General features: G+C 57.8%; 21 protein-coding genes and 1 pseudogene. 5 read left to right on the forward strand and 17 right to left on the reverse strand.

From position 1 onward, the window contains the following. The first annotated feature begins 152 nt into the window (after positions 1-152). The gene (locus tag ACCW71_RS12935; RefSeq protein WP_436371932.1) at positions 153-737 is read left to right on the forward strand and encodes a DJ-1/PfpI family protein; all 585 of its coding nucleotides are present in this window, start codon (positions 153-155) and stop codon (positions 735-737) included. Between the two features lie 83 nt (positions 738-820). On the opposite strand, the gene ACCW71_RS12940 is transcribed toward ACCW71_RS12935, so the two are convergent. From ACCW71_RS12940 to ACCW71_RS12980, 9 genes are all read right to left on the reverse strand, one after another. Continuing rightward, positions 821-1,681, reverse strand: a complete 861-nt coding sequence (locus ACCW71_RS12940) for a ketose-bisphosphate aldolase (RefSeq protein WP_436371934.1) — start codon at positions 1,679-1,681, stop codon at positions 821-823. Positions 1,682-1,686: 5 nt separating this feature from the next. Beyond that, positions 1,687-3,111: a PTS fructose transporter subunit IIC gene (locus ACCW71_RS12945; protein ID WP_436371935.1), complete on the reverse strand. Its 1,425-nt coding sequence runs from the start codon at positions 3,109-3,111 to the stop codon at positions 1,687-1,689. Between the two features lie 113 nt (positions 3,112-3,224). Further along, positions 3,225-3,698: a PTS sugar transporter subunit IIA gene (locus tag ACCW71_RS12950; protein WP_436371937.1), complete on the reverse strand. Its 474-nt coding sequence runs from the start codon at positions 3,696-3,698 to the stop codon at positions 3,225-3,227. Positions 3,699-3,716: 18 nt separating this feature from the next. After that, positions 3,717-5,231 carry a BglG family transcription antiterminator gene (locus ACCW71_RS12955; protein WP_436371939.1) on the reverse strand — a complete coding sequence of 505 codons (1,515 nt, stop codon included), beginning with the start codon at positions 5,229-5,231 and terminating at the stop codon, positions 3,717-3,719. Between the two features lie 324 nt (positions 5,232-5,555). Next, entirely contained in the window at positions 5,556-6,947 is a 1,392-nt protein-coding gene (gene uhpT / locus ACCW71_RS12960; RefSeq protein WP_436371941.1) for a hexose-6-phosphate:phosphate antiporter, read from the reverse strand. A gap of 152 nt (positions 6,948-7,099) precedes the next feature. Then, complete coding sequence (locus tag ACCW71_RS12965; RefSeq protein WP_436371943.1) at positions 7,100-8,428, reverse strand: MFS transporter; 1,329 nt, start codon at positions 8,426-8,428, stop codon at positions 7,100-7,102. Between the two features lie 9 nt (positions 8,429-8,437). Beyond that, on the reverse strand, positions 8,438-9,937 hold the full coding sequence (gene uhpB, locus ACCW71_RS12970; protein WP_436371945.1) for a signal transduction histidine-protein kinase/phosphatase UhpB: 1,500 nt from the start codon (positions 9,935-9,937) through the stop codon (positions 8,438-8,440). Then, positions 9,934-10,527 (reverse strand): transcriptional regulator UhpA, encoded by a 594-nt coding sequence (gene uhpA, locus ACCW71_RS12975; protein ID WP_436371946.1) that lies wholly within the window; start codon positions 10,525-10,527, stop codon positions 9,934-9,936. Before uhpA ends, uhpB begins: the two co-directional genes overlap by 4 nt. Positions 10,528-10,709: 182 nt before the next feature. Then, the gene (locus ACCW71_RS12980) at positions 10,710-11,378 is read right to left on the reverse strand and encodes a YecA family protein (RefSeq protein ID WP_436371947.1); all 669 of its coding nucleotides are present in this window, start codon (positions 11,376-11,378) and stop codon (positions 10,710-10,712) included. Positions 11,379-11,532: 154 nt separating this feature from the next. Here ACCW71_RS12980 and ACCW71_RS12985 point away from each other — a divergent pair. Beyond that, positions 11,533-11,934: pseudogene (locus ACCW71_RS12985) on the forward strand (serine hydrolase domain-containing protein); the annotation flags it as partial. Positions 11,935-12,054: 120 nt separating this feature from the next. After that, positions 12,055-12,540 (forward strand): RcnB family protein, encoded by a 486-nt coding sequence (locus tag ACCW71_RS12990; protein WP_436371949.1) that lies wholly within the window; start codon positions 12,055-12,057, stop codon positions 12,538-12,540. A 33-nt stretch (positions 12,541-12,573) separates the two neighbouring features. Here ACCW71_RS12990 and ACCW71_RS12995 read toward each other — a convergent pair whose 3' ends face one another. The 4 genes from ACCW71_RS12995 to ACCW71_RS13010 all read right to left on the reverse strand — a co-directional run bounded on the left by ACCW71_RS12995 (position 12,574) and on the right by ACCW71_RS13010 (position 16,131). Then, positions 12,574-13,686 carry an NAD(P)/FAD-dependent oxidoreductase gene (locus ACCW71_RS12995; protein WP_436371951.1) on the reverse strand — a complete coding sequence of 371 codons (1,113 nt, stop codon included), beginning with the start codon at positions 13,684-13,686 and terminating at the stop codon, positions 12,574-12,576. A gap of 19 nt (positions 13,687-13,705) precedes the next feature. Next, positions 13,706-14,458 (reverse strand): amino acid ABC transporter ATP-binding protein, encoded by a 753-nt coding sequence (locus tag ACCW71_RS13000; protein ID WP_436371952.1) that lies wholly within the window; start codon positions 14,456-14,458, stop codon positions 13,706-13,708. After that, positions 14,451-15,257, reverse strand: coding sequence for an amino acid ABC transporter permease (locus ACCW71_RS13005; protein WP_436371954.1), 807 nt, complete (start codon positions 15,255-15,257; stop codon positions 14,451-14,453). Before ACCW71_RS13005 ends, ACCW71_RS13000 begins: the two co-directional genes overlap by 8 nt. Positions 15,258-15,318: 61 nt before the next feature. Continuing rightward, positions 15,319-16,131: an ABC transporter substrate-binding protein gene (locus ACCW71_RS13010; protein ID WP_436371956.1), complete on the reverse strand. Its 813-nt coding sequence runs from the start codon at positions 16,129-16,131 to the stop codon at positions 15,319-15,321. 193 nt (positions 16,132-16,324) lie between these two features. On the opposite strand from ACCW71_RS13010, the gene ACCW71_RS13015 reads away from it, so the two are divergent. Continuing rightward, positions 16,325-17,410: a LacI family DNA-binding transcriptional regulator gene (locus ACCW71_RS13015; RefSeq protein ID WP_436371958.1), complete on the forward strand. Its 1,086-nt coding sequence runs from the start codon at positions 16,325-16,327 to the stop codon at positions 17,408-17,410. Between the two features lie 90 nt (positions 17,411-17,500). Here ACCW71_RS13015 and ACCW71_RS13020 read toward each other — a convergent pair whose 3' ends face one another. From ACCW71_RS13020 to ACCW71_RS13030, 3 genes are all read right to left on the reverse strand, one after another. Next, positions 17,501-18,223 carry a hypothetical protein gene (locus ACCW71_RS13020; RefSeq protein WP_436371960.1) on the reverse strand — a complete coding sequence of 241 codons (723 nt, stop codon included), beginning with the start codon at positions 18,221-18,223 and terminating at the stop codon, positions 17,501-17,503. 216 nt (positions 18,224-18,439) lie between these two features. After that, the gene (opgB, locus tag ACCW71_RS13025) at positions 18,440-20,731 is read right to left on the reverse strand and encodes a phosphatidylglycerol--membrane-oligosaccharide glycerophosphotransferase (protein WP_436371962.1); all 2,292 of its coding nucleotides are present in this window, start codon (positions 20,729-20,731) and stop codon (positions 18,440-18,442) included. A 223-nt stretch (positions 20,732-20,954) separates the two neighbouring features. After that, the gene (locus ACCW71_RS13030; protein ID WP_436371964.1) at positions 20,955-21,344 is read right to left on the reverse strand and encodes a tautomerase family protein; all 390 of its coding nucleotides are present in this window, start codon (positions 21,342-21,344) and stop codon (positions 20,955-20,957) included. 102 nt (positions 21,345-21,446) lie between these two features. Between ACCW71_RS13030 and ACCW71_RS13035 the strand changes: the two genes are divergently transcribed. After that, entirely contained in the window at positions 21,447-22,364 is a 918-nt protein-coding gene (locus ACCW71_RS13035) for a LysR substrate-binding domain-containing protein (protein ID WP_436371966.1), read from the forward strand. Here the strand turns inward: ACCW71_RS13035 and ACCW71_RS13040 are convergent. Next, the gene (locus tag ACCW71_RS13040) at positions 22,341-23,354 is read right to left on the reverse strand and encodes a glycosyltransferase family 32 protein (protein WP_436371968.1); all 1,014 of its coding nucleotides are present in this window, start codon (positions 23,352-23,354) and stop codon (positions 22,341-22,343) included. The two genes, ACCW71_RS13035 and ACCW71_RS13040, sit on opposite strands and share 24 nt — an antisense overlap. Between the last annotated feature and the right edge of the window lie 371 nt (positions 23,355-23,725).

The following is a 23,725-nucleotide window of genomic DNA, read 5'->3' on the forward strand; positions in this document are numbered from 1 at the left end:
CCGCTTTTGTTCATCCCGGTCAGTGGCAGTGCGCCCGGTACACGTCATAAACATCCTCTCCTGAACAGATCCATCGACAGCGTGAAACTTCTGGTAGAATACCATCAAAATGAAACATCGTTTCAATTTTGTAAAAACTCATCGGAGGCAATATGTCCAAAAATGCAGCATTACTGCTGGCCACAGGATTTGAAGAAGCAGAAGCGTTTATTACTCTCGATATTCTCAGCCGGCTGGGTATCAACGTCACCACCGTTGCCTGCCAGCCGCAGCGCGAGATCGTCAGTTACCACGGTGCCGTGATTAAAACAGATAAGCTGATTGAAGAACTTCAGGACGCGGATCTGTTCGATGCGCTGATCATGCCTGGCGGACCGGAGGGGTCTAAGAACCTGGCCGCCAGTGCGGCGGTCGCCGCCTTAATCCAGCGGCATGATGACGCGGGCAGGCTGATTGCGCCAATCTGCTCTGCCGCCGCCCGGGTGCTGGGGGGAAATAACCTGCTGAAAGGCCGTCGCTATACCTGCTCAGGTGAGCTGGGGCTGGAGGTAAAAGATGGCGAGTATCTGATGGAGGATGTGGTGGAGGATGGCAATCTGCTCAGCGGCCGGGGTCTGGGTGTCGCCTTCGATTTTGCCCTCACCCTGGCTCTGCGCCTGACCGGGAATAAGGGCGCGGTCGATTTCCAGGCTGAACATATCTATTATCGCCCGTGGCTGAACAGGCAGCCTCGCTAAACGCGCCCGAATTGCAGCCAAAAAAGAGACACCGAATCCTCAGTGTCTCTTTACCGCCCCGCCGGGTGCCACCCGCGGCGGGCTTACCGGTACAGCGCCGCTTTTCCCACCGAACTAAACAGCGCCATCTTCGCGGCGATCACCTCACCTGCTGCCTGCATCGGCTTCACAAACAGGGCGTTAGGCTCGTGCCCACCCTGTTTCAGCTCCTGCTCCAGCGCCACAAAGAAGGCTTTCTTCATATCGCTGGAGATATTGATTTTACCGACGCCGTAACGGATCGATTCGGCGACTTCGCTGTCTTTATTGCCGGAACCGCCATGCAGCACCAGCGGAATATCGACCACCTTGCGGATCTGTTGCAGACGCTCAATATCCAGCTTCGGCTGTTTGCCTTTGGGGTAGAGGCCGTGCGAAGTGCCAATGGCGACGGCCAGCGTGTCGGTGCCGGTTTCGCGCACAAAGGTTTCCGCCTGCTGCGGATCGGTATAGAGAATTTCATCGCTGCCGCCTTCGCCGCTGCCCTCCGCGACGCCAATGGTGCCCAGCTCCGCCTCCACCGAAACATTGACGGTATGCGCTATCTCAACAATCTTCTTCGTCAGCGCGATGTTCTGTTCAAAAGGGTGGGAGGAGGCGTCCATCATCACCGAGGTAAAACCGGCGTAAATCGCTTTCATCACCTCGTCCAGCGTCCGGCCATGATCCAGATGGATCACCACCGGCACCCGCGCCTGAATCGCCAGGGTGCGCAGATAGCCGATAAATTCCGGGCCGGTAAACGCCATCTCGTCAGGGTGAATCTCCAGAATCAGTGGCGAATCGAGCCTTTCGGCGGTTTCAACCGCCACCCGGCCAAACTCCGCGCTGGCGATATTAAACGCGCCGACACCAAACTGATGCTGCCGGGCCACGCTGAGCAGATCTTTCATGTTGTAAAGCATAGGTTTTATCCTTGTTGTTCAGGAACGGAAATATCTTTCTTCAGAAACAGCAGGATCAGGGCGGTCAGCAGACTGCCGGCGGCAATCGCAAACAGATACCCCATCACATTGCTGATGACGTTAGGAATGAAGATGACGAAAATGCCGCCGTGTGGGGCGCGTGAGGCGCAGCCCAGCATCATGGAAAGGGCACCGGCTAACCCGGAGCCCGCCACGATGGCCGGAATGACGCGCAGCGGATCGGCCACCGCGTAAGGGATCGCGCCTTCGGTAATAAAGGACAGGCCGAGGATATAGGTCACTTTGCCGGTTTCCCGCTCCTGCTCGGTAAACTTACGGCGGAAGAGGGTGGTCGCCAGCGCGATCCCCAGCGGAGGCACCATGCCCGCCGCCATACAGGCGGCAATCGGTCCATAGATGCCGCTCGACATCAGGCCAATCGCAAACATACAGACGGTTTTATTCAGCGGGCCGCCCATATCAAACGCCACCATCATGCCAAACAGCAGGCCGAGGATCGCCGCGTTGGTGTTTCCCAGCGAATTAAGGAAATCAGTGAGCCAGCCGAGCAGCATTTTGATCGGCTCACCAATCAGCAGCACCATCAACGCACCGGTCAGCAGCACGCTGAGCAGCGGCACAATCAGGATCGGCTTCAGCCCGGCGATCGCTTTGGGCAGGCGGATATGATTGTTAATCAGCAGCGTGATGTAGCCCGCCAGGAATCCGGCAATCAGCGCGCCGAGAAAGCCGGAGCCGGTGTGGATCGCCATCATCCCACCCACCGCGCCCGCCACGATGCCCGCTTTGCCGCTGATGGACTGGCTGATGCCCAGCGCCAGAATCGGCAGCATCAGGGCAAAGGCCGAGCCGCCGCCAATGTCCGAGAGCATCTTCGCGATCGGGCTGAAATGCGCGTCCCCTGGTGTGGCCGCGGTAATCCCGAATGAAAAGCTCAGGGCGATCAGAATGCCGCCAGCCACCACAAACGGAATCATCAGGTTGACGCCGGTGATCAGATGCACATAGATCGCGGAGATAAAGGAACGGGATTCGGTCTCCGCTGGGGCTGGATTAACCGGTTCAGCGTGGCGGGCCCCGGCTGCCGGACTGAGGCGTCTGGGGGCCAGTTCCCCGCTGACAATGGCGTTTAACAGCCCCTCGGCATCTTTCGCTGCGCGGGTAACCGGCACTTCAATCACCTGTTTCTGTTGAAAGCGCGCCATCTCGACCTTTTTATCCGCGGCAATCAGCACCAGATCGGCCTGCTGAATATCGTCGTCGCTAAAAATATATTCGCTCTCAATCGCGCCCTGGGTTTCAACTAACAGATTCAGCCCCAGCTTTTTAGCCGCTTTTTTTAAATTACCTTCGGCCAGATAAGTGTGGGCGACACCTGTGGGACAGGCGGTAATGGCAATAATGTTCATAAACGTTCTCCGGTGAAAGGAAACGAATTTCTATTTATGATTTTTACTTGATGAAAAAGAGTTTCAGGGGATGCGTGATCCTCTATTTATTTCATTATTTTCTTCCTGTTTATTCAGGCTCCCGAACGGGACAGCAGCAGATGAAACATCTCTTCACGATGCGCCACCGTCAGTAACTGCTCAACTACTTCTTCATCCCCCAACGCGATGGAGATTCTGGCAAGCATTTTTATATGGCCGACATCTTTATCAGACTCTTTTACCGCGAAGAGAATCACCAGCCGCACCTCGGTGCCGTCGATGGTCTCCCACGGAATATCGTGGCGCAGACGGCCGACGGCAATCCGGGTTTTAGCCACGGCGGCGGATTTGCCATGCGGAATAGCAATATGATTTTCAAATCCGGTGGAGCCTAACGCCTCACGCAGATAAACATCTTTCAGAAAGGCGGCTTTATCCGTGACGGCACCGCTCTGACAGAGCAGATCTGTCAGCTGAGAAATAATCTGCTCCTTACTCTGGCAATCGACATCCAGAATAATGCACTCTTCCTTCAGCACTTCGTTAATAGCCACGGCAGTTGTCATCTTATTTCTCCGTTATCATTAATTAATCGAATTCGAAACCAGACACTCTGTTACCCTGGCAATATCTTTGGCCGAAAAGAGCGCCGAGACATAGACAACCGGTTTCTCCAGCGGCTCCAGACGAATGGTGGAAATCACCACATCACACTCATGGCGTTTCAGGGAGTCGGCGATATTTTTCCCCGGCACGATGTCAATAATCTTCCAGTCGGGAAAGGCGCGGATAATCCGGCCATAGAGCAGCTGCGAGGTGCCCAGGCCGCTGGAGCAGACCAGCAGCACCCGTTTTACCCGGATGCTGTTTTCGATTGCCGCCTGAATATGCACCGTCAGGTAAGCGACCTCGTCATCACTGATCTCATCCAGGCGATACTCCTGGGTCAGCCCACTGATGACCGCTTTCACGGCGGCAAACACCGTACTCAGTTCGGTCTGAATATCGTGCAGCAGCGGATTTTTAATGCGGATGCGGTATCTGAGGCGGTTCAGCATCGGTTTGATATGTGAGCAGAGCGAAGCCAGCAGCGTCGGGTCGGTGGTGATGGCGATGTTGATCCGCTCTGCCACCCGGTCAATCAGCGCTTCGGCAAAGCGGGTTTCACGTTCCGAAATCAGCGTGTCATCGCAGAGTGGTGTCTCGCCGCCCGCTTTCCCGGAGGAGACTAAATACTGGTAGATAGAGTGCGACTCTTCCGCCACCAGCAGCGTGTTGTAAGCGGTTTCGATGCGTTCAATCACCGCCAGTGACACCTGCCAGGCGTCAGGATCGCTGATCCGGCTGAGGGAGACCGCGCGGGCATCTGGCCGGGCTACCGGTGAGTGACTGCGGTGGATCAGCACCAGAATATGGGTAAATAAATTAATATAGTAAGGATCGCTAATCGTATATTGCAGCTGCTGTTCAATAAAATTAATTAACTGGAGGGTAAAATGGACAGCCTGCTGGCCAAACTTCTCTGAAAGCTCCTGCAATGTGCTCTCATCCAGACGGCTTTCCATCATATCCTGATGGTTATAAATCGATTTCAGCACCAGCGCTTTCATCGCCAGGCGAATATTGTGATCGCTGCCCTTAATACTGGTGCCGGCACGGCTTTTTAATAAGGTTAAGTCAAACTGATGTAACCAGGCTTGCAGTGTTTTCAAATCATTCACTATCGAAGCACGACTGATAAAATATTTATCCGCCAGCTCGCTGACAGAAGAGCTTTTTGGCGACAGCATCAACAGATCAGAGGCTATTTTCAGCATTCTGAAGTTGCTGCTGAAATCATCCGCTTCGGCAGAGAAAATCCGCCGCGCGGCTATTTCCGACTGAGAATTCGCGAATTTAATTGTGATCCCTCTCCCACTTTTTCCACTCAGGCTGATCCCCTGGTCAGAGAGTTTATCGTTAATATCGGCAATGTCCCGGCGTAGCGTTCTGACGGGAATGGTCGTTTTTTCTGAAATAGCTTGCAGGCTCACATAACTGTTATGAGAAATAAGCTGTCGCATAATCGTCAGTTGCCGCTCAGTCAGCGTCTTCATCATCGTCAGGGTCCGCTTAATCCGTTATTCACTCTGTCAGCATTTATCTAAACAAAGGCCCCTGGCTAAGTAAATATTAAAAGGTGGCCACAACCTGGCGGGCAGGCTGACCATCAGATGACGGTGGGCGGAAATAATTGCGGGCGTGTGAAACAATAAAAAACGCAGGGAAAAGAGGACGTCCGGCAGCGCATAACCGGGCAAGGCGCATAGTGGCGAAAATATTAATGGATGTGGCCTGCGGTGGAAAAAGCAAAAGCCTGGGTAACTCAGGCCGTCGGCTTGCAGCAAAAAAAAGCCCGGTAAACACCGGGCCAGAGCGGAGATTTACGCGGCTTTTAACCGTTGCAGCCGTTTTTCGCGGCGGATTTTACGCTCTTCCATCACCGCGACCAGCGCCATCAGGCAGATACAGGCGATAGCCGCCGTATCCAGCGCGGCAAAGGTGCCGGCCCAGCCGGTCAGGCCGAAAATCGGCGTGCCGTCGGCGATCATGCCAAGCCCCAGTTTGGCGAAGCTGTCGCCAATCAGATAGGCGAAAGTCCCTTTGATGCCATCTGCGGCACCGATCGCTTTTTTCGGCACAAAGCCGACCGCGGCGACGCCAATCAGCAACTGAGGACCAAAGACCAGAAAGCCCAGCGCGAACAGCGAGGCCAGATAGATATACTGGTTGCTGGCGTGCTGATAGATCCCCAGCGTGGCGATAATCAGCGCCAGGGCGACACAGGCCACCAGCCCACGACGGCCATTGGCCAGATCGGACAACCAACCCCACAGCAGCGTGCCGACCAGCGCGCCCACTTCAAACAGGGTAAAGCCCTGAATCGCCACCTCTTTAGAGAGCTTCAGCTCCTGAAAGGCATAGACCGTTGACCACTGGTCAATGCCGATGCGCACCACATAGAGGAAGATATTGGCGAAGCAGAGCAGCCAGATCACTTTGTTCTTCAGCACGTACTCGACAAAGATCTGCCATTTGGTCATCGACTCATCTTCAGCCTCTTTGTCCTCTTCGCTCAGCTCCTCGCCAAACAGCTCTTCCGCTTTGCCCAGACCATAAGATTCCGGGGAGTCACTGCCGTAGCGCAGGCCGATAAAGCCGACAATCAGCGCGATCACTGACGGGAAGATAAACATCCCGATAACGTGACCGTCAAACAGCACATTGGCACCAAACAGCGCGACGCCCGCCGCTCCGGCACCACCGAGGTTGTGAGAGATGTTCCACATCCCCAGATAAGTGCCACGCTTGCGGCGCGGGGTCCATTTGGTGATGGTGGAGTAGCTACAGGAACCGCCGGTACTCTGGAAGAAGCCGCTTAAGGCATAAAAGGCGATCATCAGAAACAGGCTGACGGAACCGGTGCCCATGCTGGCGCTGAAACCCAGCATACAGATGGCGGAGAGGATCAGCATAAACGGCAGAAACTGCTTGGTATTTTTGCCGTCGGCGTAATAGGAGACCAGGGTTTTCCCGACGCCATAGGTGATGGAGAAGCCAAGGCCGATCATCCCCAGCTGCGTCATACTCAGCCCGTAGGTGGTGATCATATCGTTCTGCGCAATGTTAAAGTTTTTGCGGATCAGATACATGGTCAGGTAGCCGATAAAGACCACCAGATAGGACTGCATAAAGGGCTTAAACCACATCTTGCGCCGTGTTTCGAGCGGCAGATCCAGCGTCGGTTTGCGCACCTGTTTGAGTAAGGCCAGCATGGAAGGGGATTCTCCTGGTTGGAAAAGCTGCCAGCGGCAGCGAATGGCTGGCATTGTAAAAACCCTTCGCCAGCGTGGCCTGAGACAGCATCCAGGCGAAACCAGGAAAATTTCTTAGTTTTGCCCCACTCAGGGCAAAAAGGAGAGGCGTATCACGCTTCAGGCCGGGAGCGCGGGGCCTGAGCGTTTAAAAATGGCAATAGCAGCAGGGCAGAGATGCCCGCGGCGGTGGCAATCACCGCAAAGAAGCCGCTCCAGTGCCAGATGTCGATCACCCACGCCAGCGGCCAGCCGGAGAGCGATGCGCCGAGATAGGCGAACAGGCCGACAAAGCCGGTAGCCGCGCCCGCGGCGTCTTTATGCGAACATTCCGCCGCCGCCATGCCAATCAGCATCTGCGGGCCGAAAACAAAAAAACCGGTGGTAAAGAAGCAGGCGGCCTGCATGACATAGCTGGTGAACGGCATCAGCCAGAGTGAGCCGACCGAAAGCAGAATGCCGGCGGCGAAGATCAGATTCATCGGTCCGCGATTGCCATTAAACAGCTTATCCGAGCCCCAGCCCGCCACCAGCGCGCCGATGACTCCACCCAGCTCAAACAGGGTAACGGCTGAATTCGCTGTCACCAGATCGACCCCCAGGGTTTCGGAGATGTAGAGATTGCCCCAGTCGTTGAGCGCCGCCCGGACCACATAGACCAGCACGTAGCAGAGCGAGAGCAGCCAGATATAGGGGTTGAGCAGCACATAGCGGGTCAGGATCTCTTTGCGGCTCAGGCCCGCGCCCTCCTGCTGCTGAGCCATCTCCATCTCATCCTGTCGCCAGTCGCCAACGGCGGGCAGTCCCACGGTCTGAGGCCGGTCGCGCAGACGCCAGCAGAGCAGCAGCCCGGCGAGGATCGCCAGGCTGCCGGCAATCATCATCCCGATGCGCCAGCCATAGTGGAGCGCCACCGCACCAATGACGATCGGGATAACGGCTCCGCCGACATTGTGCGCGGTGTTCCATAACGCCCACCAGCCACCGCGCTCGTTACGCGAATACCAGCTGGTCAGCAGGCGCGCGCAGACCGGCGCGCCCCAGCCCTGGAAAAAGGCGTTGAGGGTCCAGAGCAGGGCAAAAGCCCACAGCGAGGTGGAGAAGCCAAACAGGATATTGACCACGCCGGTGGCGATCAGCCCCAGCCCCATAAAATAGCGGGCGTTGGAGCGGTCACTGACGATACCGGAGAAAAACTTCGACAGGCCGTAGGTGATGTAAAACAGCGTGGCCAGCAGGCCAATATCGGTACGCATCATCACGCCGCTGGCGATCACTTCCGGGGCCGCTGCGTTAAAACTTTTACGGGTAAAGTAGAACAGCGCATAGCCGATCCAGATGGTTGCCATGATATGCCGTCGCCAGTAGCGATAGCGGCTATCGATCGCCTGCTTATCCTGCAAAGGTGGCGCATTAATGGGGGTTTTCAGAAAGTTAAACACAGAGGCTCCTCAGACCGGGCGCAGCGGCAGCCGCACGCTGACGCGGGTGCCAAAGGTACAGGAGATCGTCAGCGAGCCGCCCAGCACGGTGACACGTTCGCGCATCCCGGCCAGCCCGAAACCCTGCTGACCCGACCCTGGCGGCAGGCCGCAGCCATCATCTTCAAGTTCCAGCATTACCCGCTCATCCTGTTGCCAGACGCTGAGCGTCACGGCGCTGGCGCTGGCATGTTTAACGATATTGTTCAGCCCTTCCTGACAGACGCGAAACAGCGTGATGCGCTGCACTTCGCTCAGCAGCCTCTCGTTGATGCGCCAGTCGAGATGGGTGACGATGCCGTAGTCTTCCAGCTCCATCTCACGCATCAGGGAACGGACCGCCTCCTCCAGCGACAGGTCATCCAGCTGACGCGGCCGCAGCCGACCCAGCAGACGCCGCACCGAATCGTAGACGCCGAGTGACAGCTGCTCGATGTGCGCGCCACTCTGGATCACCCGGTGATTATCGGGCGCAAGACGCTGCACAATGCCCGCCTGGGTGCGGATCGCCGTGATGGTCTGGCCAATATCATCGTGCAGCTCACGCGCCACCTCCTGACGCACATGCTCCTCGGTTTCCACCAGCCGCTCAGCCAGACGGCGGTTACGCGCCAGCTCACTTTGCAGCGACTGATTGAGTTCACGCAGCCGCTGGATACCCGCACCCAGCAGCAGCCCGGTCAGGCTCTGGGCCAGCAGCGAGAGCAGTAAATCGACCGGATGATCGTGCCAGGTCTGGCTGGCGATCAGCGCGATGGCGTTCATCAGCGTGGCGATCAGCGCTCCCTGCCAGCCGTAGTGCCAGGCCAGCGCGATAATCGGCAGCGCCAGGCAAAATGGCGTAAAGCGCGACAGCTCCGCGGGCAGGCCAAGCTGCAACCACAGGCTGATGACAAACAGCAGCAGATACCAGATCAGATGGCGGGCACGCCAGTTTACCGGCTGCGAAATCAGCGCCGGACCCAGCGGCTGCCAGCGGGTACTGGTGAGATAGTGCCAGATCACCAGGCAGGTCGGGGCCAGCGTCAGCCCGCCGGTGAGCGTCAGCAGCAGCACGGTCAGCATCGCCTGCTGGCCCACCCACGGCAGCGATTGCAGCAGGGCGGCGGCCACCAGTGCGGCACCCTGGCTCAGCAGGGTGCGCCAGTCACGCTGCTGGCGGTAACGGGAGATCAGCGCCACCGGCAGCAGCGTCAGCACGCCACCCGCGATCAACAGCGGCAGATGCGCCAGCGCCACCTCATGCGCCAGCCAGATCAGCATGATCCACTCCGCCAGCAGCAGCACTGGCCAGTAACCGCGCGGACATTGCAGCATCAGCCCCAGCCGCAGGCCAAACGGGAACAGCAGCACCGCCAGCTCCGGGCGCTCCACCAGATGCAGGCTGATGCTCCACAGACAGAACCAGGCCGCCGAGAAGATGAAATAGCTGGCGACAACCGAGATCAGCCGCGAGAAGAACGGGCTCATTGCCAGCCGTCAAACATGCGGCGCGCCAGCTCAACATCGTTGCTGACGCCAAGTTTCTCCATCAGGTTGGCCCGATGGACATGCACGGTCTTTGGCGACAGCCCCAGCTCAACGGCGATCTCTTTGACCGCCATGCCCTGGGCGAGTTTTTCCGCCACCTGACGTTCGCGCCGGGTCAGCGGATCCTGGCGGCCGGTGGCCAGCTTAATCGCGATCTCCGGCGTCAGATAACAGCCGCCGGTAGAGACGGTGCGCACCGCCGCGATCAGCTCATCGGGATGGCAGCGTTTGGAGAGAAAGCCGCGCGCACCGGCGTTGAGCGCCTGCTCCACCAGCGCCGGGCTGTCGTGTACCGACAGCATGATGGTGGCTAATCCCGCTGGCAGCTGGCTCAGCAGCGCCAGCCCGGAGAGATCCGGCATCGAAATATCGCAGATGCAGACCTGCACGCCACGGCCCGGTAAGCCCGCCAGCGCCTCACGGCCGGAACCAAACTCCGCCACCACCTGGAAATCAGCTTCCAGGCTCAGCAGCTGGGCGAAGCCGGAGCGGACGATAAGGTGATCGTCAATAAGCGCGATGGTGATCATGTTTCATTCCTGGCGGGTAAAATCGCGCTTACCTTAGCGATAAGCGTGAGGCTGTTCAAGTCTTGAACAGTGATTCAGATAAGCGTGGGGAAGGGGTGAGGCAGTCACGATCGACGCGGATCGGCGGGTAATACCAGCCGGGCGGAACAGCCGCCCGGCCGATGGTGCGGTAAGGTCAGCGATCAATGCAGACAGCACTGCTTATACTTTTTGCCACTGCCGCACGGGCAGGGATCGTTGCGGCCTGGCAGCTTCTCTACCGCGATCGGTTTCTGCGGCTCCGGCACCGCTTCCGGCTGGGAGATCCAGTGGTCGTGCAGCGCCAGCGCCGCCGGGCGGATCGCCTCAATACTTGCTTCCATCTCGTCTGGTGACATGGCGTCGAGTTTTTCGAGGTTCTCTTCCACGCCATGTAAGGCGATGGCATCCAGCGCAGGCTGCAAATCTGGCGGCAGAGCTGACCAGTCGGTGAGGGCCACGCCGCGCATATAGCCGAAGCACCACTCTTCCACCACGGTAAATTCCAGACCTTCCATTTCGCGGATGCCAAACAGCGGTTCGAACTGCTCAGGGAATTCAGATAAGCGGTCAGCAACGTCATTCATGTGCTGAAAACAGAGCGACATAAAGCGCGTCATCTCACGTTCATTGCTCCATTTCGGGATCTGCTTTTCGCCACCCCACAGCGCCACCAGCCAGCGGCTCGGCTCCACCGTGACCGGACCGGAGAGCACCGCGGTCAGCAGACCGTCCAGCTCGGAGACATCGAGAATCGACGCTTCACTGCCATATTTTTCCAGCATATCTTCCAGCCATTGCAGCTCTTTCTCGGACAGTGGGCCATCTTTCATGCGGTTGCCTCCCGGGCGTGTCAAAAATTTTAGCAAGGCGTTGAGCCATAAAGCCGCAGCAGTGTACACCCTTGTGGGCCGCAACACAGCTAACCCGCAGCCTTTACCGCCCGTAACGTCACGGCGCTGAAGCGCGGTTTAACCCCATTTTCCCTCGCTGAGCGGCTATCCGCCGCGCGCGCTGGGTCACACGGGCGATCGGCCGAAATTTACCCGCCGGGGTGAACTGACTCCCGACTGGCATTTTCCCGGCAACATGGTGGCGGTAGCCCGTCTCTACAGCAGCGCACGGGATCGGGCGTTTGCGGCGGTTAACCAGTCATGGTAGCTGAAGGGCACTCAGAGCCAGAATATCGCCTGGGCCACCGACCGCGTGGCAGGGCAGCCGATCCCCTGGCTGGTGGGCTATATCGGCGGCTATTCCGGTTTTATCGGCTACGATAAACTGAACGGCAATGCCATCGTAGTGCTACAGCACGCCTTTAACTGGAGCCACTATTCAGGCATTGCGCTGTTGGTCGATCTGGCAACTCAGGATAGAGTAGTCGGGCAGTGACCCGCGTGCCGTAAAGTAAATAGCGGTGTTTTTCCTTGCACTTAGCGTCAGCGCTCAGGAACTGTATGGCTATAAAGAGTGTCTTTAGCCTGTCTGTCAAAATTTAACGTGGAAATCATTATGCGCAGGACTCAACGTCTACTTTTCTCAATGGGATTACTGGTTGGCTCGCTGAGCCTGATCCCTGGTGTACAGGCCGCTGGCGAAGCAACAGATAATGTTCCGCCACCGCCGCAGATTCAGCCCGCTAATCCTGATGCCCAGCCTGCGACACCGGATGCCGGTGCCGCGCAGAGCCAGGCCCCGACCAGCTCACCGTCCAACGATGGGATCACGCCGACCACGCCGTCTCCCTCTAATGGCGCGCACCCGAGCTACGATCTCAGCACCATTATCATCGACTACAAAGAGTACAAAATCGGTGATACGGTGCCTCAGAAGTACATGGAGAAAACCTACACCATCGGCGAGTGGCAGAAACGTAATCTGCCTGCACCGCAGGAAAATACCCACTGGGCCTATATCAACGCCAACTACATTCTGATCACCAATGACACCGGCAAAATCGTCATGGGTAAATCGGGCGATATTTTCTTCCGTGGTTAAACCGATCGGCCGGTCATGATGACCGGCTTTTTTTTAGCTGAACCGCTCCGCGTTAAAGCTGGCCAGCATCGGATGCGGCTCGCCACTGACGATCTCTTCCGCCAGTAACTCACCGACAATCAGCGCCAGCGTTGCCCCCGAATGGGTGAACGCCACATAACAGCCTGGCACCTTGCGCAGTTGTCCCAGCACCGGATCGCCATCCCCCGGAATCGGCTTCAGACCCATCTTCCAGCTCTCGACGTTCAGCGGCTCGTCGCCCCGTAATAGCCGGCTCGCCTCCTCAGCCAGCTTTGCCACCACCTGCTGGTCAATATGGTAATCGCCTCCCGCCAGCGGCTGGATATCAGCCTCATACCAGTCATGATCAAGAGCGTAACGGTTGCCGGGATTGGGCCGCACGGCGGCGCGTGGGGTGTTCAGCACCGCCCTGAGCTGGTGTCCGGTTGGTTCCGTGATCACCAGCATCGAGACCGGCGATCCGTTGGGAATGGTCACGCCCAGCGGCGCCACCACATCCGGGGTCCAGGGGCCGCAGGCGACCACCACCGCATCTGCCCGCTGTTCACCCCGCTCGCTGCGGATGCCGCAGGCGCGGCCCTGCTCGGTGATCACGCTGGCTTTACCGGCGTGTTCGATCACTTCACCCCCCAGAGCCCGGAACTGATCCACCAGATACTCTGTCAGGTGGGGCAGGCTGACCCAGCCTTCACCGGGGTTAAATATCGCCTGCGACGGCAGCGCGTCGGGATCGATGGTCGCGTCCGCCTGCGCCACGGTAGCCGCGGTCATAAGCTGCGAATCGTAACCGTGTGCTTTCTCATAGGCGTGCCGCGCCTCTGTTCCGGCGGCATCGTCGCTGAACCAGCAGACCCCGCCATCAAAACGCAGCCAGTCGAGGGTGGGATGTTGAGCAAACAGGGTGCGATAGCGATCGATACCCGCCATGCGCAGCGCGTGATAGGGCCGGGAGCGCTCACCCGCCGAGTTGAGCCAGGAGAGTGAACGCCCTGATGCCCCGGAACAGAGCGCAGCTTCGGTCACCAGCGTCACCGCTGCCCCCCGTTTTGCCAGTTCCAGCGCCGTCGAGACACCGATGACGCCACCACCCAGTACCACCACTTTCATTTCAGTTTTTACCGCCATTATCAGGTTCCTTGCTCAGTTACAGCACTTCAGAGAGAAAACGTTGCAGGCGTGGCGACTGCGGTGCATCAAAAATGGCGCCTGGCGGCCCGGCTTCAACAATCTCGCCTTCGTCCATAAACACCACCTGATCCGCCACTTTGCGCGCAAAGCCCATTTCATGTGTCACCACCACCATCGTCATGCCGCGACGACAGAGATCTGCCATCAGCGTCAGAACACCTTTCACCAGTTCGGGGTCGAGCGCGGAGGTCGCCTCATCAAACAGCATCACCTCAGGGTCCATCGCCAGCGCGCGGGCAATCGCGACCCGCTGCTGCTGGCCGCCGGAGAGATCGCGTGGCCGGTGATCGGCGCGCTGACCCAGGCCCACCTCTTCCAGCCGCTGACGCGCAATCGCCATCGCCTGCGCTTTGGGCAGACCTTTGACCCGCCACGGTGCCAGCGCCACGTTCTCCAGCGCGCTGTGATCGGGGAAGAGATTAAAGTGCTGAAACACCATGCCAATCCGCAGCCGCAGCGCATCAGGCTTATCGCGCAGCACGGACCGATCAGCCAGCAGCACATCCCCCGACTGCGGCTCATGCAGCCGGTTGATGCCGCGCAGCAGTGTCGATTTACCCGAGCCGGATGGCCCGATAATGCAGGTGGTACTGCCAGGTGCGACCCGCAGCGAGACGTTACGCAGCACCTCAATCGGGCCGTAGGCCAGCGTCAGGTTGCGCAGCTCCAGGCTGGCACCGTGCCAGTTCGCGCCGTTCAGGTTATTCATGGTTGCCTCCGAGCCGGGGCTGAGTGACCAGCGCGCCGCCGGGCACGCTGACTTCATCCACCTCTTTTAAGCCGCTTTGCGGTGCGGTCAGACGACGCCGCCCGGTGCGATAACGCACATCGACATAGTTGACCATGTGCGTCAGCGGCACAGTGATAATCAGATAGAACAGTCCGGCCAGCATCAGGGGTGACAGGTTGCCGCTGAGCACCGCCGCGTCCTGGCCCACGCGAAACAGTTCCCGCTGCTGGGTCATCAGGCCCAGCAGGTAGACCAGCGAGGAATCTTTGATGATGGCGATGAACTGATTAACGATGGCGGGCAGCACGCGGCGGATCCCCTGTGGGATCACCACCCGTCGCATTGCCCGGCCATAACTCATCCCCAGCGCGCGGCAGGCTTCCATCTGGCCGCGTTCAACGCTCTGAATACCGGCGCGAAAAATCTCGCCCATATAGGCGCTGGCGATCAGACTAAGGGCGAAGATCCCCAGCGGGTAGGGCGTCGGACCGAACAGCTGGTAGCTGAAGCGCGCCAGACCCTGACCAATCAGCAGAATGGTCAGAATCGATGGCAGACCGCGGAACAGATCGGTATAGATCCGGGCTGGCAGGCGCAGCCAGCGCGAAGGCGAGATGCCCATCAGCGCCAGCAGCAGCCCGAACAGCGTGCCGAGCAGGGTTGCTGCCAGTGAGATAATCACCGTGTTGACCAGCCCGGTGGTCAGCATCTGCGGCAGTACTTCCATCATGGATGGAAAATCAAAGAAGGTGCGGGAAAGAATTGTGAGCAAGTCCATCGCCGTCTCCATGCAGTGCGGGGTCTCCCCCGGTTAACTCAGGACGCGAACGTCCGCCTCTTTACTGCCCGCCAGGCAGATACTGTTTTGGCATCGGGGAGCCGGGGAACCACTTCTGATAGAGCCGCTGCCAGGTGCCATCCTGCATGGCGGCTTTGATGGCCTTGTCCAGCGCGGCTTTAAAAGCGGGTTTGCCTTTGGCAATGGCGATGCCAGCCGGGGCATCAAACGAGGGAATGTCGGCGGCGGAGACTAACTTAAAGCGTGCGGCGTAGCTTTTTGCCGCCTCGTAGTCGAGGAAGGTGGCGTCGAGTGTGCCGTTGTTTAACGCGGAGACGGCGCTGTTGTTATCCGGGAAGCGCACCAGATCGGTCTGGGGGAAGTGCGCGACGGCATAGCTCTCCTGCAATGTGCCCTGAACCACGCCGAGCCGGCGTTTTGCCAGGCTGGCGACATTCTTCACGCCGCTGTCGGGGCGGGTCAGCACGGTGAGAAATCCCGCCAGATAGCCGGTGGAAAAATCGACGGTTTTTTCACGCGCCGGGGTGATCCCGATAGCCGCCACCGCCGCGTCATACTGACCGTTGGCGACCGCCGGCATGATGGCCGAGAAGTCCTGACCAATAAAATCGACCTTATCGATGCCGAGCCGATGGGCCACGTTTTTGAAGAATTCGACGTCGAAGCCGGTGAACTGACCTCGGGCATCGGTGAAGGTATAAGGTTTGGAGTCGCCGACGCTGGCGATGCGGAGCTGACCCGGTTCAATCAGCCCATAGGGATTGTTGTCGCTGGCAGCCAGCGTAGAGAACGACAGAGAACAGAGTGCGAGCGTGGTGCCGAGCAGTTTGCCCAGTGTGATTTGCGATTTCATAGCTCATCCGTTTTTGCAGGTTTAAACATCAGAGACTGTTGAGCCGGCGATTATAATTGAGACCGGTCTCAACGCAGGTGACAACTTAAGACGTGGGCGTTGTGAGACCGGTCTCAAGGAGTTACAATGAGTTTAAGCACAGCCTTTTTTCGGCGTCAATATTCCTGTCATCAACCTGTGATTCAAAATAATTATGACGAGTCAGAAACGACAATCGAAAGCGCCTACCGTGGCGGATGTGGCGCGCGCAGCAAAGGTCTCCAAAGCCCAGGCGGCGCGTGCGCTGGGAGGCTATGGGGCGGTCAGTGATGAGGTGCAGGAGCGGGTCAACAGCGCGGCCTCCGCGCTGGGCTACCGTCTGAATGCCCTGGCCCGCAGCATGAACACCGGACGTTCCAATACCATTGGGGTGATTGTCGGCGATATTGAAAACCCCCATTTTGGCCTTGCGCTGCGTGGCATGGCGGATGTGGCGCGTACCGCCGGTTACCATTTGCTGCTCAGTAACAGCGACGAGAAGTTGCAGGCAGAACAGGACGCGGTGCGGGTGATGCTGGAAAAGCGGGTTGATGGCATTATCGTTGCGCCCTGCTGTTCAGAGCATCAGCACAACAGCCACCTGATCCAGGTCCGGGAAGAGGGGAGGGCGCTGAAGTTTTTTGATCGTGCGGTGAACGATCTGGATGTGGAGGCGATCTGCTGTGAATTTACCCAGGTGGCTGCTGAGGCAACCCGCCGGTTACTGGAAGCGGGCCACCGCCATATCGCCTATATCACCAGCATGGCTCTGGCGACCGACTACCGCACGCCCGGCGATTTTGGCCTGACACCGGTCGCTCAGCGCGTTGGCGGCATGATGCAGGCTTTTGCCGCCGCGGGTGTGGAATTTGATCCGACGCTGGTGAAAGTGAATGCGCTGGACGAAGCGGAGATCGCCCGGATCGTGGCCGAACTGTGGCAGCGCCCGCAGCCACCGACGGCGCTGGTGGCCTCTGACAGCGTGGTGGCGATGTGGCTGCTGCGGGAAGTGACCCAGCGCGAACTGCGTATCCCTGCCGATCTCTCTTTTGTGATGTATGACAACTTCCCGTGGAGTGAGATTGTCACACCGCCGCTGACGGTGGTGGCGCAACCGGTGTATGAGATGGGCCGTGAAGCCGCACGGCGGCTGATTGCGGAAATTCGCGGCGAAGCCGTCGGGCCGATGCCATGCTTTGATGCCCGTCTGATGCTTCGTCACTCCATTGCCGCTCCGCCCAGCCCTGGCCGCGCGGAATAACAAGCCCGGTAGTTTAGCTGCTGGCTGGCTATGCAGTGCCGACGGTCAGCCGCGTGGGAAGCGTAAGGCGCTGACCGGGCCGCTCCGGTATCAGATGAAAATCTCTTTCAGGGCGGCTACCAGCAGGGTGGTGGTCATGAGGATCGATAACCGTTTTATCCAGCGCATATCCGTTGTCAGGGTCACCACATCATTTCTGAGATTTTCCATAACCGCCGCCATGCGGGTGATAGCGACATCCAGCGTATCGACTTTGCTCTCCAGCTGAGTAAAGCGTATCTCCAGCTGAGTAAAACGCATGTCCAGCTGATCGACTTTACTTTCCAGCTGAGTCAGGCGGACATCCAGTTTATCGACTTTGCTTTCCAGCTCATTAAAGCGGGTGTCCAGCTTATCGACTTTGCTCTCAAGCTGAGTAAGGCGGGCGTCCAGCTTATCGACTCTGCTTTCCAGCTGAGTAAAACGGAAGTCCAGCTTGTCGACTTTGCTTTCCAGCTCATTAAAGCGGATGTCCAGTTTATCGACTTTGCTCTCCAGCTGAGTAAAGCGGATGTCCAGCTTATCGACTTTGTTTTCCAGCTCATTAAAGCGGATGTCCAGCTTATCGGTTTTTCTTTCCACGCTGCTGAGCTGCTCGTGAGTCTGATCAGCTTTGGTCTGAAGCTGACCTAACTGTTTCCTGACCTCTCCGGCTGGCTCAGCCTGCTGCATCTCTGTAAAGATCTCCACCATCGCCTCCGCTTGCTGCTCTTCGATCCCTGCCCGTTGCAGAGCTTTAAAAGCCTTGTGGGTACTCATCACTGCGCTTGTCATGCTGGCCTCTCCCTGGGCAATACGGCGATAACAGCATGATGACAGAGAAAAGTGGCGTCGCCATCAGGCCGGTTATATTTTGCGCGCCATGCTGAAAAATATCAATTAGTACAACAAGTAACGTGCAGCAGCGTGCGAGCGCTGTCGCAATATTTAGCAGAGGGGGGAAGGCGGTGCCTCTGCGGTCAGCCGCAGAGGCACCGAGAAAAACAGCGGTTAAGACTGAGGCACAATTTTGATCTCGACCATGCCGATGCCCAGCTTGCGTGGGTCCTGGCCGGTGATATTGCCGACGTTACTTATCTGCGGTTCGGGGGGCGCAATCACCAGGCTATGGCTGGCGTCCGGGTTGTCAAAATGCAGGGTATGGGTAGATATTTCTTCGCCCAGCGACAGCAGTTGTTGTTGATTGCCCACCCGGACCGGAATCGCCTGATGCGCATTCGCGCCATAGGCACGGGCGGTAATCACCAGATCGAACTTAGCGGGCAGGGCATCGACATAATCGATCCGCACTTCAGGCGCGAGGTTGGCGTTAGACCAGCGCCCCCAGCTTTCAGGCCGCGAGATGCCGCTAAAGTTTTTGACGTTCTGCGGCGCGCCAGGGACATCGAGCCGGAAGCTATCGGCGCTGTAGCGAATGTTGTTATCTTCAATGCGGATCTGCGCCAGGTTCTGCTGATAGCGCTCATTGCTGGTGGCCCCCGGCGGAAACTGCACGCTGCCTTTCCACTGCGGTTTATCGATGTGCGTGACCTGTGGCGTGCTCCCCAGCTGACCCATCGCCACGCAGAGATCCCCTGAGAGCGCCAGCGAAGGCTGCCACAGGCGCGCCATTTTGAAACAGCGATCCACCCAAAGGAATTTATCCTCTGAGGCGAAATCGGCCAGCTGATAGCGCAGCGGTGCCGAATACTCCCCTTCCGGCATCGGCTCGATATGTTTATCACCGATGCGGAACAGAATCGGTAATTTAAAGGTGGTGCCTGAGAAACTGAAGGTGTTCTTCGCCTGATCCACCGTGAAGCTGTCCATCTTCTTCGGGAAGTTCCACAGCTGGATAATATCGGGCTTCCAGCTCGTCACCTTACTCTTCATATCGTCAAACTGGGTCGAAAGGGAGAGCGAAGAGAGGCTGCTGCGGCCCAGGCCAATGGCGTTATCACCACCGAGAATATCCAGCAGCGTCGCGCCGTTATCCAGCGTGCTGCGCTTCGCCTCAATCCGTTCCGCCTGCGGTTTATCACCCCGGATCACCATAAACAGATTACGTCGCGGCTGTTTAATCAGCCACGGATGCGCGGTGTTGTTCATCGCCAGATGATCGGAGGTCACCACAATCACGGTGTTTTTAAACCACGGCGACGCTTTGATGCGCTCAATCAGCCGCGCCACATGCTCCTGCGAACAGGCGACCGCGCTGAAGGACTGGTTAGGCTTCCCCTCGATGCTGTAGCTCTTGTGCTCACAGCTGCGCGAAATAAAGCCGTCGGGATGATGGGTATCAACGGTCAGGGTAAACAGCGCAAAGGGCTTCCCGGCCTGTGACAGCTCCTGATATTTCTCAAACACTTCTTCCATCACCGTATCGTCGTAGTAGCCCCAGTTATTGCGGTAGGCGGGATCGGCGACGCGGCTTTTCAGCTCCTGCGAACCATAGAGGTTAGCGGGATCGAAGCCGTGCGATTTCAGGAACAGATCTTTTCCGGCGAAGCGCAGATCGGCCCCCTGAATAAACCAGTTTTCATAACCGGAGTTTTTCAGGATGTCGCCCAGGCAGACATTCTGCGGATAGAAACTGGAAAGTGAAGCAGACGCATTGCCGTCAAACGGCGCGAACAGCGGAATGCCGCACTGTGAGGCGACCATGCCCGCAATAGTGTAGTCGGTGCCTGGCAATTGCTCGGTCTGGCTGAAATCGATGCTCTGATCTTTCAACCGGCTCAGCTCCGGGGCCAGGCCGGGAAAGGCGATGGGATCAAAATAGGTGCGCTCTAAACTTTCGCCATAGATATAAACCACGTTGAGTCGCGGCTGTTCAATGCGTTTGCGCGGCACCTTGTAAAAGGTGTCGAAGTCGGACCCGGCCAGCTGGGTGTGCGAGCGGATCAGGGAGGTCACCTGACGAAAAGCCGGGGTAGTCTGCACCGAGCCGAGCGCGCAGATCGCCGCCAGCAGCGACCAGCCGATATGGTGCGGATGCTGACGCCGTCGCAGCAGCCACGACAGCAGACAGAACAGCAGAAACAGCACAATAATCAGCCCAATCGCCGGCACCACATATTTACTGACACCCGCGCCGGTCAGGCTGTTGGTCAGGGTGTAGAGCACCGCATCATTGATGCCGTCGCCGGTGAAATAGTTGCTGGCATAGAGCGTGGCGTTCAGCACCACAAACAGCACCAGCAGGATTAACACCAGCGTGAACCAGAATTTGTTACGCCCGGCTTTACAGGAATAGATTGCAATAGCGGCCAGAAACAGTACGACTGACACGAATTCGGACAACGGTAAATCCTCTCTTTGCAGGGTGACGCGGGGCTTCACGTCACCGGCCATCTTCGGGGGATGGTTTTTCGACAATCTATATTGGCTGTCACCGGGCTGCAACATATCGGGGCCGAATTGTGCGGTAATCGGCAGATCAAAGGCGTGTCATTACAGAAGGGAAGTTATCAGGCGTGACGGTGGCTGGCGGCCACCGTCGGGCGTGCGGCAGTCCGGGGCGATTTCAGAGTTTGCCGGTGAGATATTGGGCCTCGCCGTCAGCAAAACTCCAGTCGCCTTTGTCATTGGTGATAAAGCTGATCATTAAATCGTTGCCCTCTACGCCGCAGTGCTCCCGCAGTTCACGCGCCAGCTCAGCCATAAACTGCTGCTTCTGTTCGCTGCTGCGCGGGCTGGTGTAAACCCTCACCATCACCAGGTTGTCGCTGCGGCTGAATCCCAGGCCAGTGTCCTGAAAAACCATCTGGTAACGCTTGTTTTCATGAACAATCTGATAGCGATCGCGCATCGGTACTTTAAACGCCGTCAGCACGGCGCGGTGAGCTGCATCCAGCAGCGTACGCAGTTCTGACTCTGAACGACCCTGAATAACATCGAATTGCAGCAGTGGCATAGCGGACTCCTCCCGGTAAATAAGAGCCCTATGTTGACGGCTTTATCCGCTGAGAAAAAGCGCGTAGGCTGAAATGATTATTCACTATGCTGAACAATAATCATGAAAGAGATGAAAACTGATGCGCTGTGGGATCATCTGCACTGGCTGACGGTGCTGGCGGAGCAGGGCAGTTTTACCCGCGCGGCGCAGCGGCTTGAGGTGAGTAAGGCCGCCATGAGCCAGAAAATTAAAGAGCTGGAAGAGATAGCTGGCGTGCTGCTGGTGCAGCGTACCACGCGCAGCGTGCGGCTAACCGCCGCGGGCGAGAAGCTGGTGGAGGAGCTGCGCGAGCCGTTTGCCCGCATCGAACAGAGCTTTTTCGGGGTGCGTGACACCGCCGGGCCGGTACGTGGCCTGGTTCGTGTCACCGCGCCGGTGGCCTTCGCCCGTCAGCAGCTGGTGCCGCTTATCGGGGATTTTCTGCGCGACTATCCGCAGGTGCGCCTGCAACTGGAGGTGACCGATCGCATTGTGTCGCTCAGCAGCGAAGGGTTTGATCTGGCGATCCGCCACAGTGACCAGCTGCCGGAGACCCATGTGGCGCTGCCGCTGTGCGAAACCCGGACGCTGCTGGTAGCGTCACCCGCCTATCTGAAAGCGCAGGGCACGCCGCTGACGCCGCCGGATCTGGCGCGGCATAACTGCCTCTACTATCCCCGCGGCGTGGAGTCACCGCGCTGGCGTTTTATCACCACCGCGCAGGGCGAACCGGTTCAGGTGCGTATTCAGGGCAGCTTCGCTACCAACAACAGCGAGTCGATACGCGATGCGGCTTTGCAGGGGCTGGGGATTGCCATGCTGCCTGACTTCAGCGCCCGCGAAGCACTGGCCGCCGGTTCACTGATCCAGGTGCTGCCAGCGTGGCAGCCAGTCGAAGCGTTTGCCAGCCGTTTATGGATAGTGCGGCCCTGGGCGGCGCAGGTGCCACGGGCGGTGACGACCTTCACCCACTGGCTACGCGCGCGCTTTGACGGTTAACGGCAGTCCCAGCGCCGCGGGCGCGGTGTGCATCATCTCACCCATCAGGCTGCGGCGGTTGTAGAGGCCAAGCCGCAGGTTAAAATCGAGATGCAGCCGCTCGTTGCCGGTTAATTTGATAATCGGCGGCGGAGTCTGCGGTCGCTGCTGAAACAACACTGACCGGGCAAAGGCGCTGCTGCTGTCAGCATGCAGGCGCTGGTAGTACCAGGCGCTGGCCTCACCTTTCCGCAGATAGAGATTGGCGCGTCGGTATTCACGCATCGCGACCTGCTGCGCCAGCGACAGCAGCTGGCGTGAGGGATTGTCGATATTCTGCACCAGCAGCGGAAAATCATCGCGCTTCTTCAGCTCATGAACATAGTTCTGGATGCCGAGGTTTTTAACCGGTGCCAGCTGTTTCAGCCATTCGCGGATAAAAGGATTGTGCGGCGCGGCCGCCAGAAACCAGCTCTCCGTGACGGGCGCGAGCAGATTCAGCGTCGATTGCTCACGGTAGTAGCCGATCAGATCCATCGGACGCGCCTGGTGAACACGATGCACCCAGCTGAGATCCTCAAACAGCAGCGTGCTGCAATCGATGCCGATGCCGCCATAACGGTGAATCAGCTCCAGCCGGATGATTTCACTTTTGTGCGCCAGCGTCAGGTCAGCAGAGATAAAGTCGAGATCGGGCAGCCACTGCGCCAGGGTGCGCTGGGTAATCAGATGAAGCTGGTGATCGGGATTATCCCGCCGGATTTTACTGATATTCAGCGCCATGGAAGTCGGCAGATCATCGTTATGCCAGTACATCCAGACGATTCTGGGGATCTCCGGTAATGTTTTTGGCTGGGCGAACAGCACGACATTCTCTTCCTGGCCGGGATCATATTCCGGTGCGCTGAGCTTACTCTGCTGTTTTTTATTCCATAGCATCTGGCTACTGAAGGATATTCTCTTCCAGCTGCGCCAGATTTTATGAGCCGGGCGTTGGCGATGTGAAGTCATGGTTCACCTGTTATTTTTATATTCCCGCGCTGTTGCAGGCGCTAAATGCTGCACCGATCGCGTCGTCAGATGGTGTTGCACGCGGGCTGCAATCTCTTTGTCTGCGGGATGCGATGATCGGTTTTCCCTGATGGTGACGCAGTGTAAAAGCGCGCGATAGTTTCCTCACGGCTATTTAAATTGCACTGCACCTTTTTAATAAAACATTATTTATCGCGTAGCTATCTCTTTTTTCGACTTTAGGATAATACGGAAACAAACGGGTCAGATAATAAATTTACCGGCGTTAATCAATGACAAAAATAAGATCCACCGGTGAATTAAGGAATTTCTGAATATCACCCCAGCGGGTTTAGCTATGCTGCGGTGTG

Origin of the sequence: Pantoea sp. C2G6 (genome assembly GCF_051336815.1) — a bacterium.
Taxonomy (GTDB): domain Bacteria; phylum Pseudomonadota; class Gammaproteobacteria; order Enterobacterales; family Enterobacteriaceae; genus Pantoea.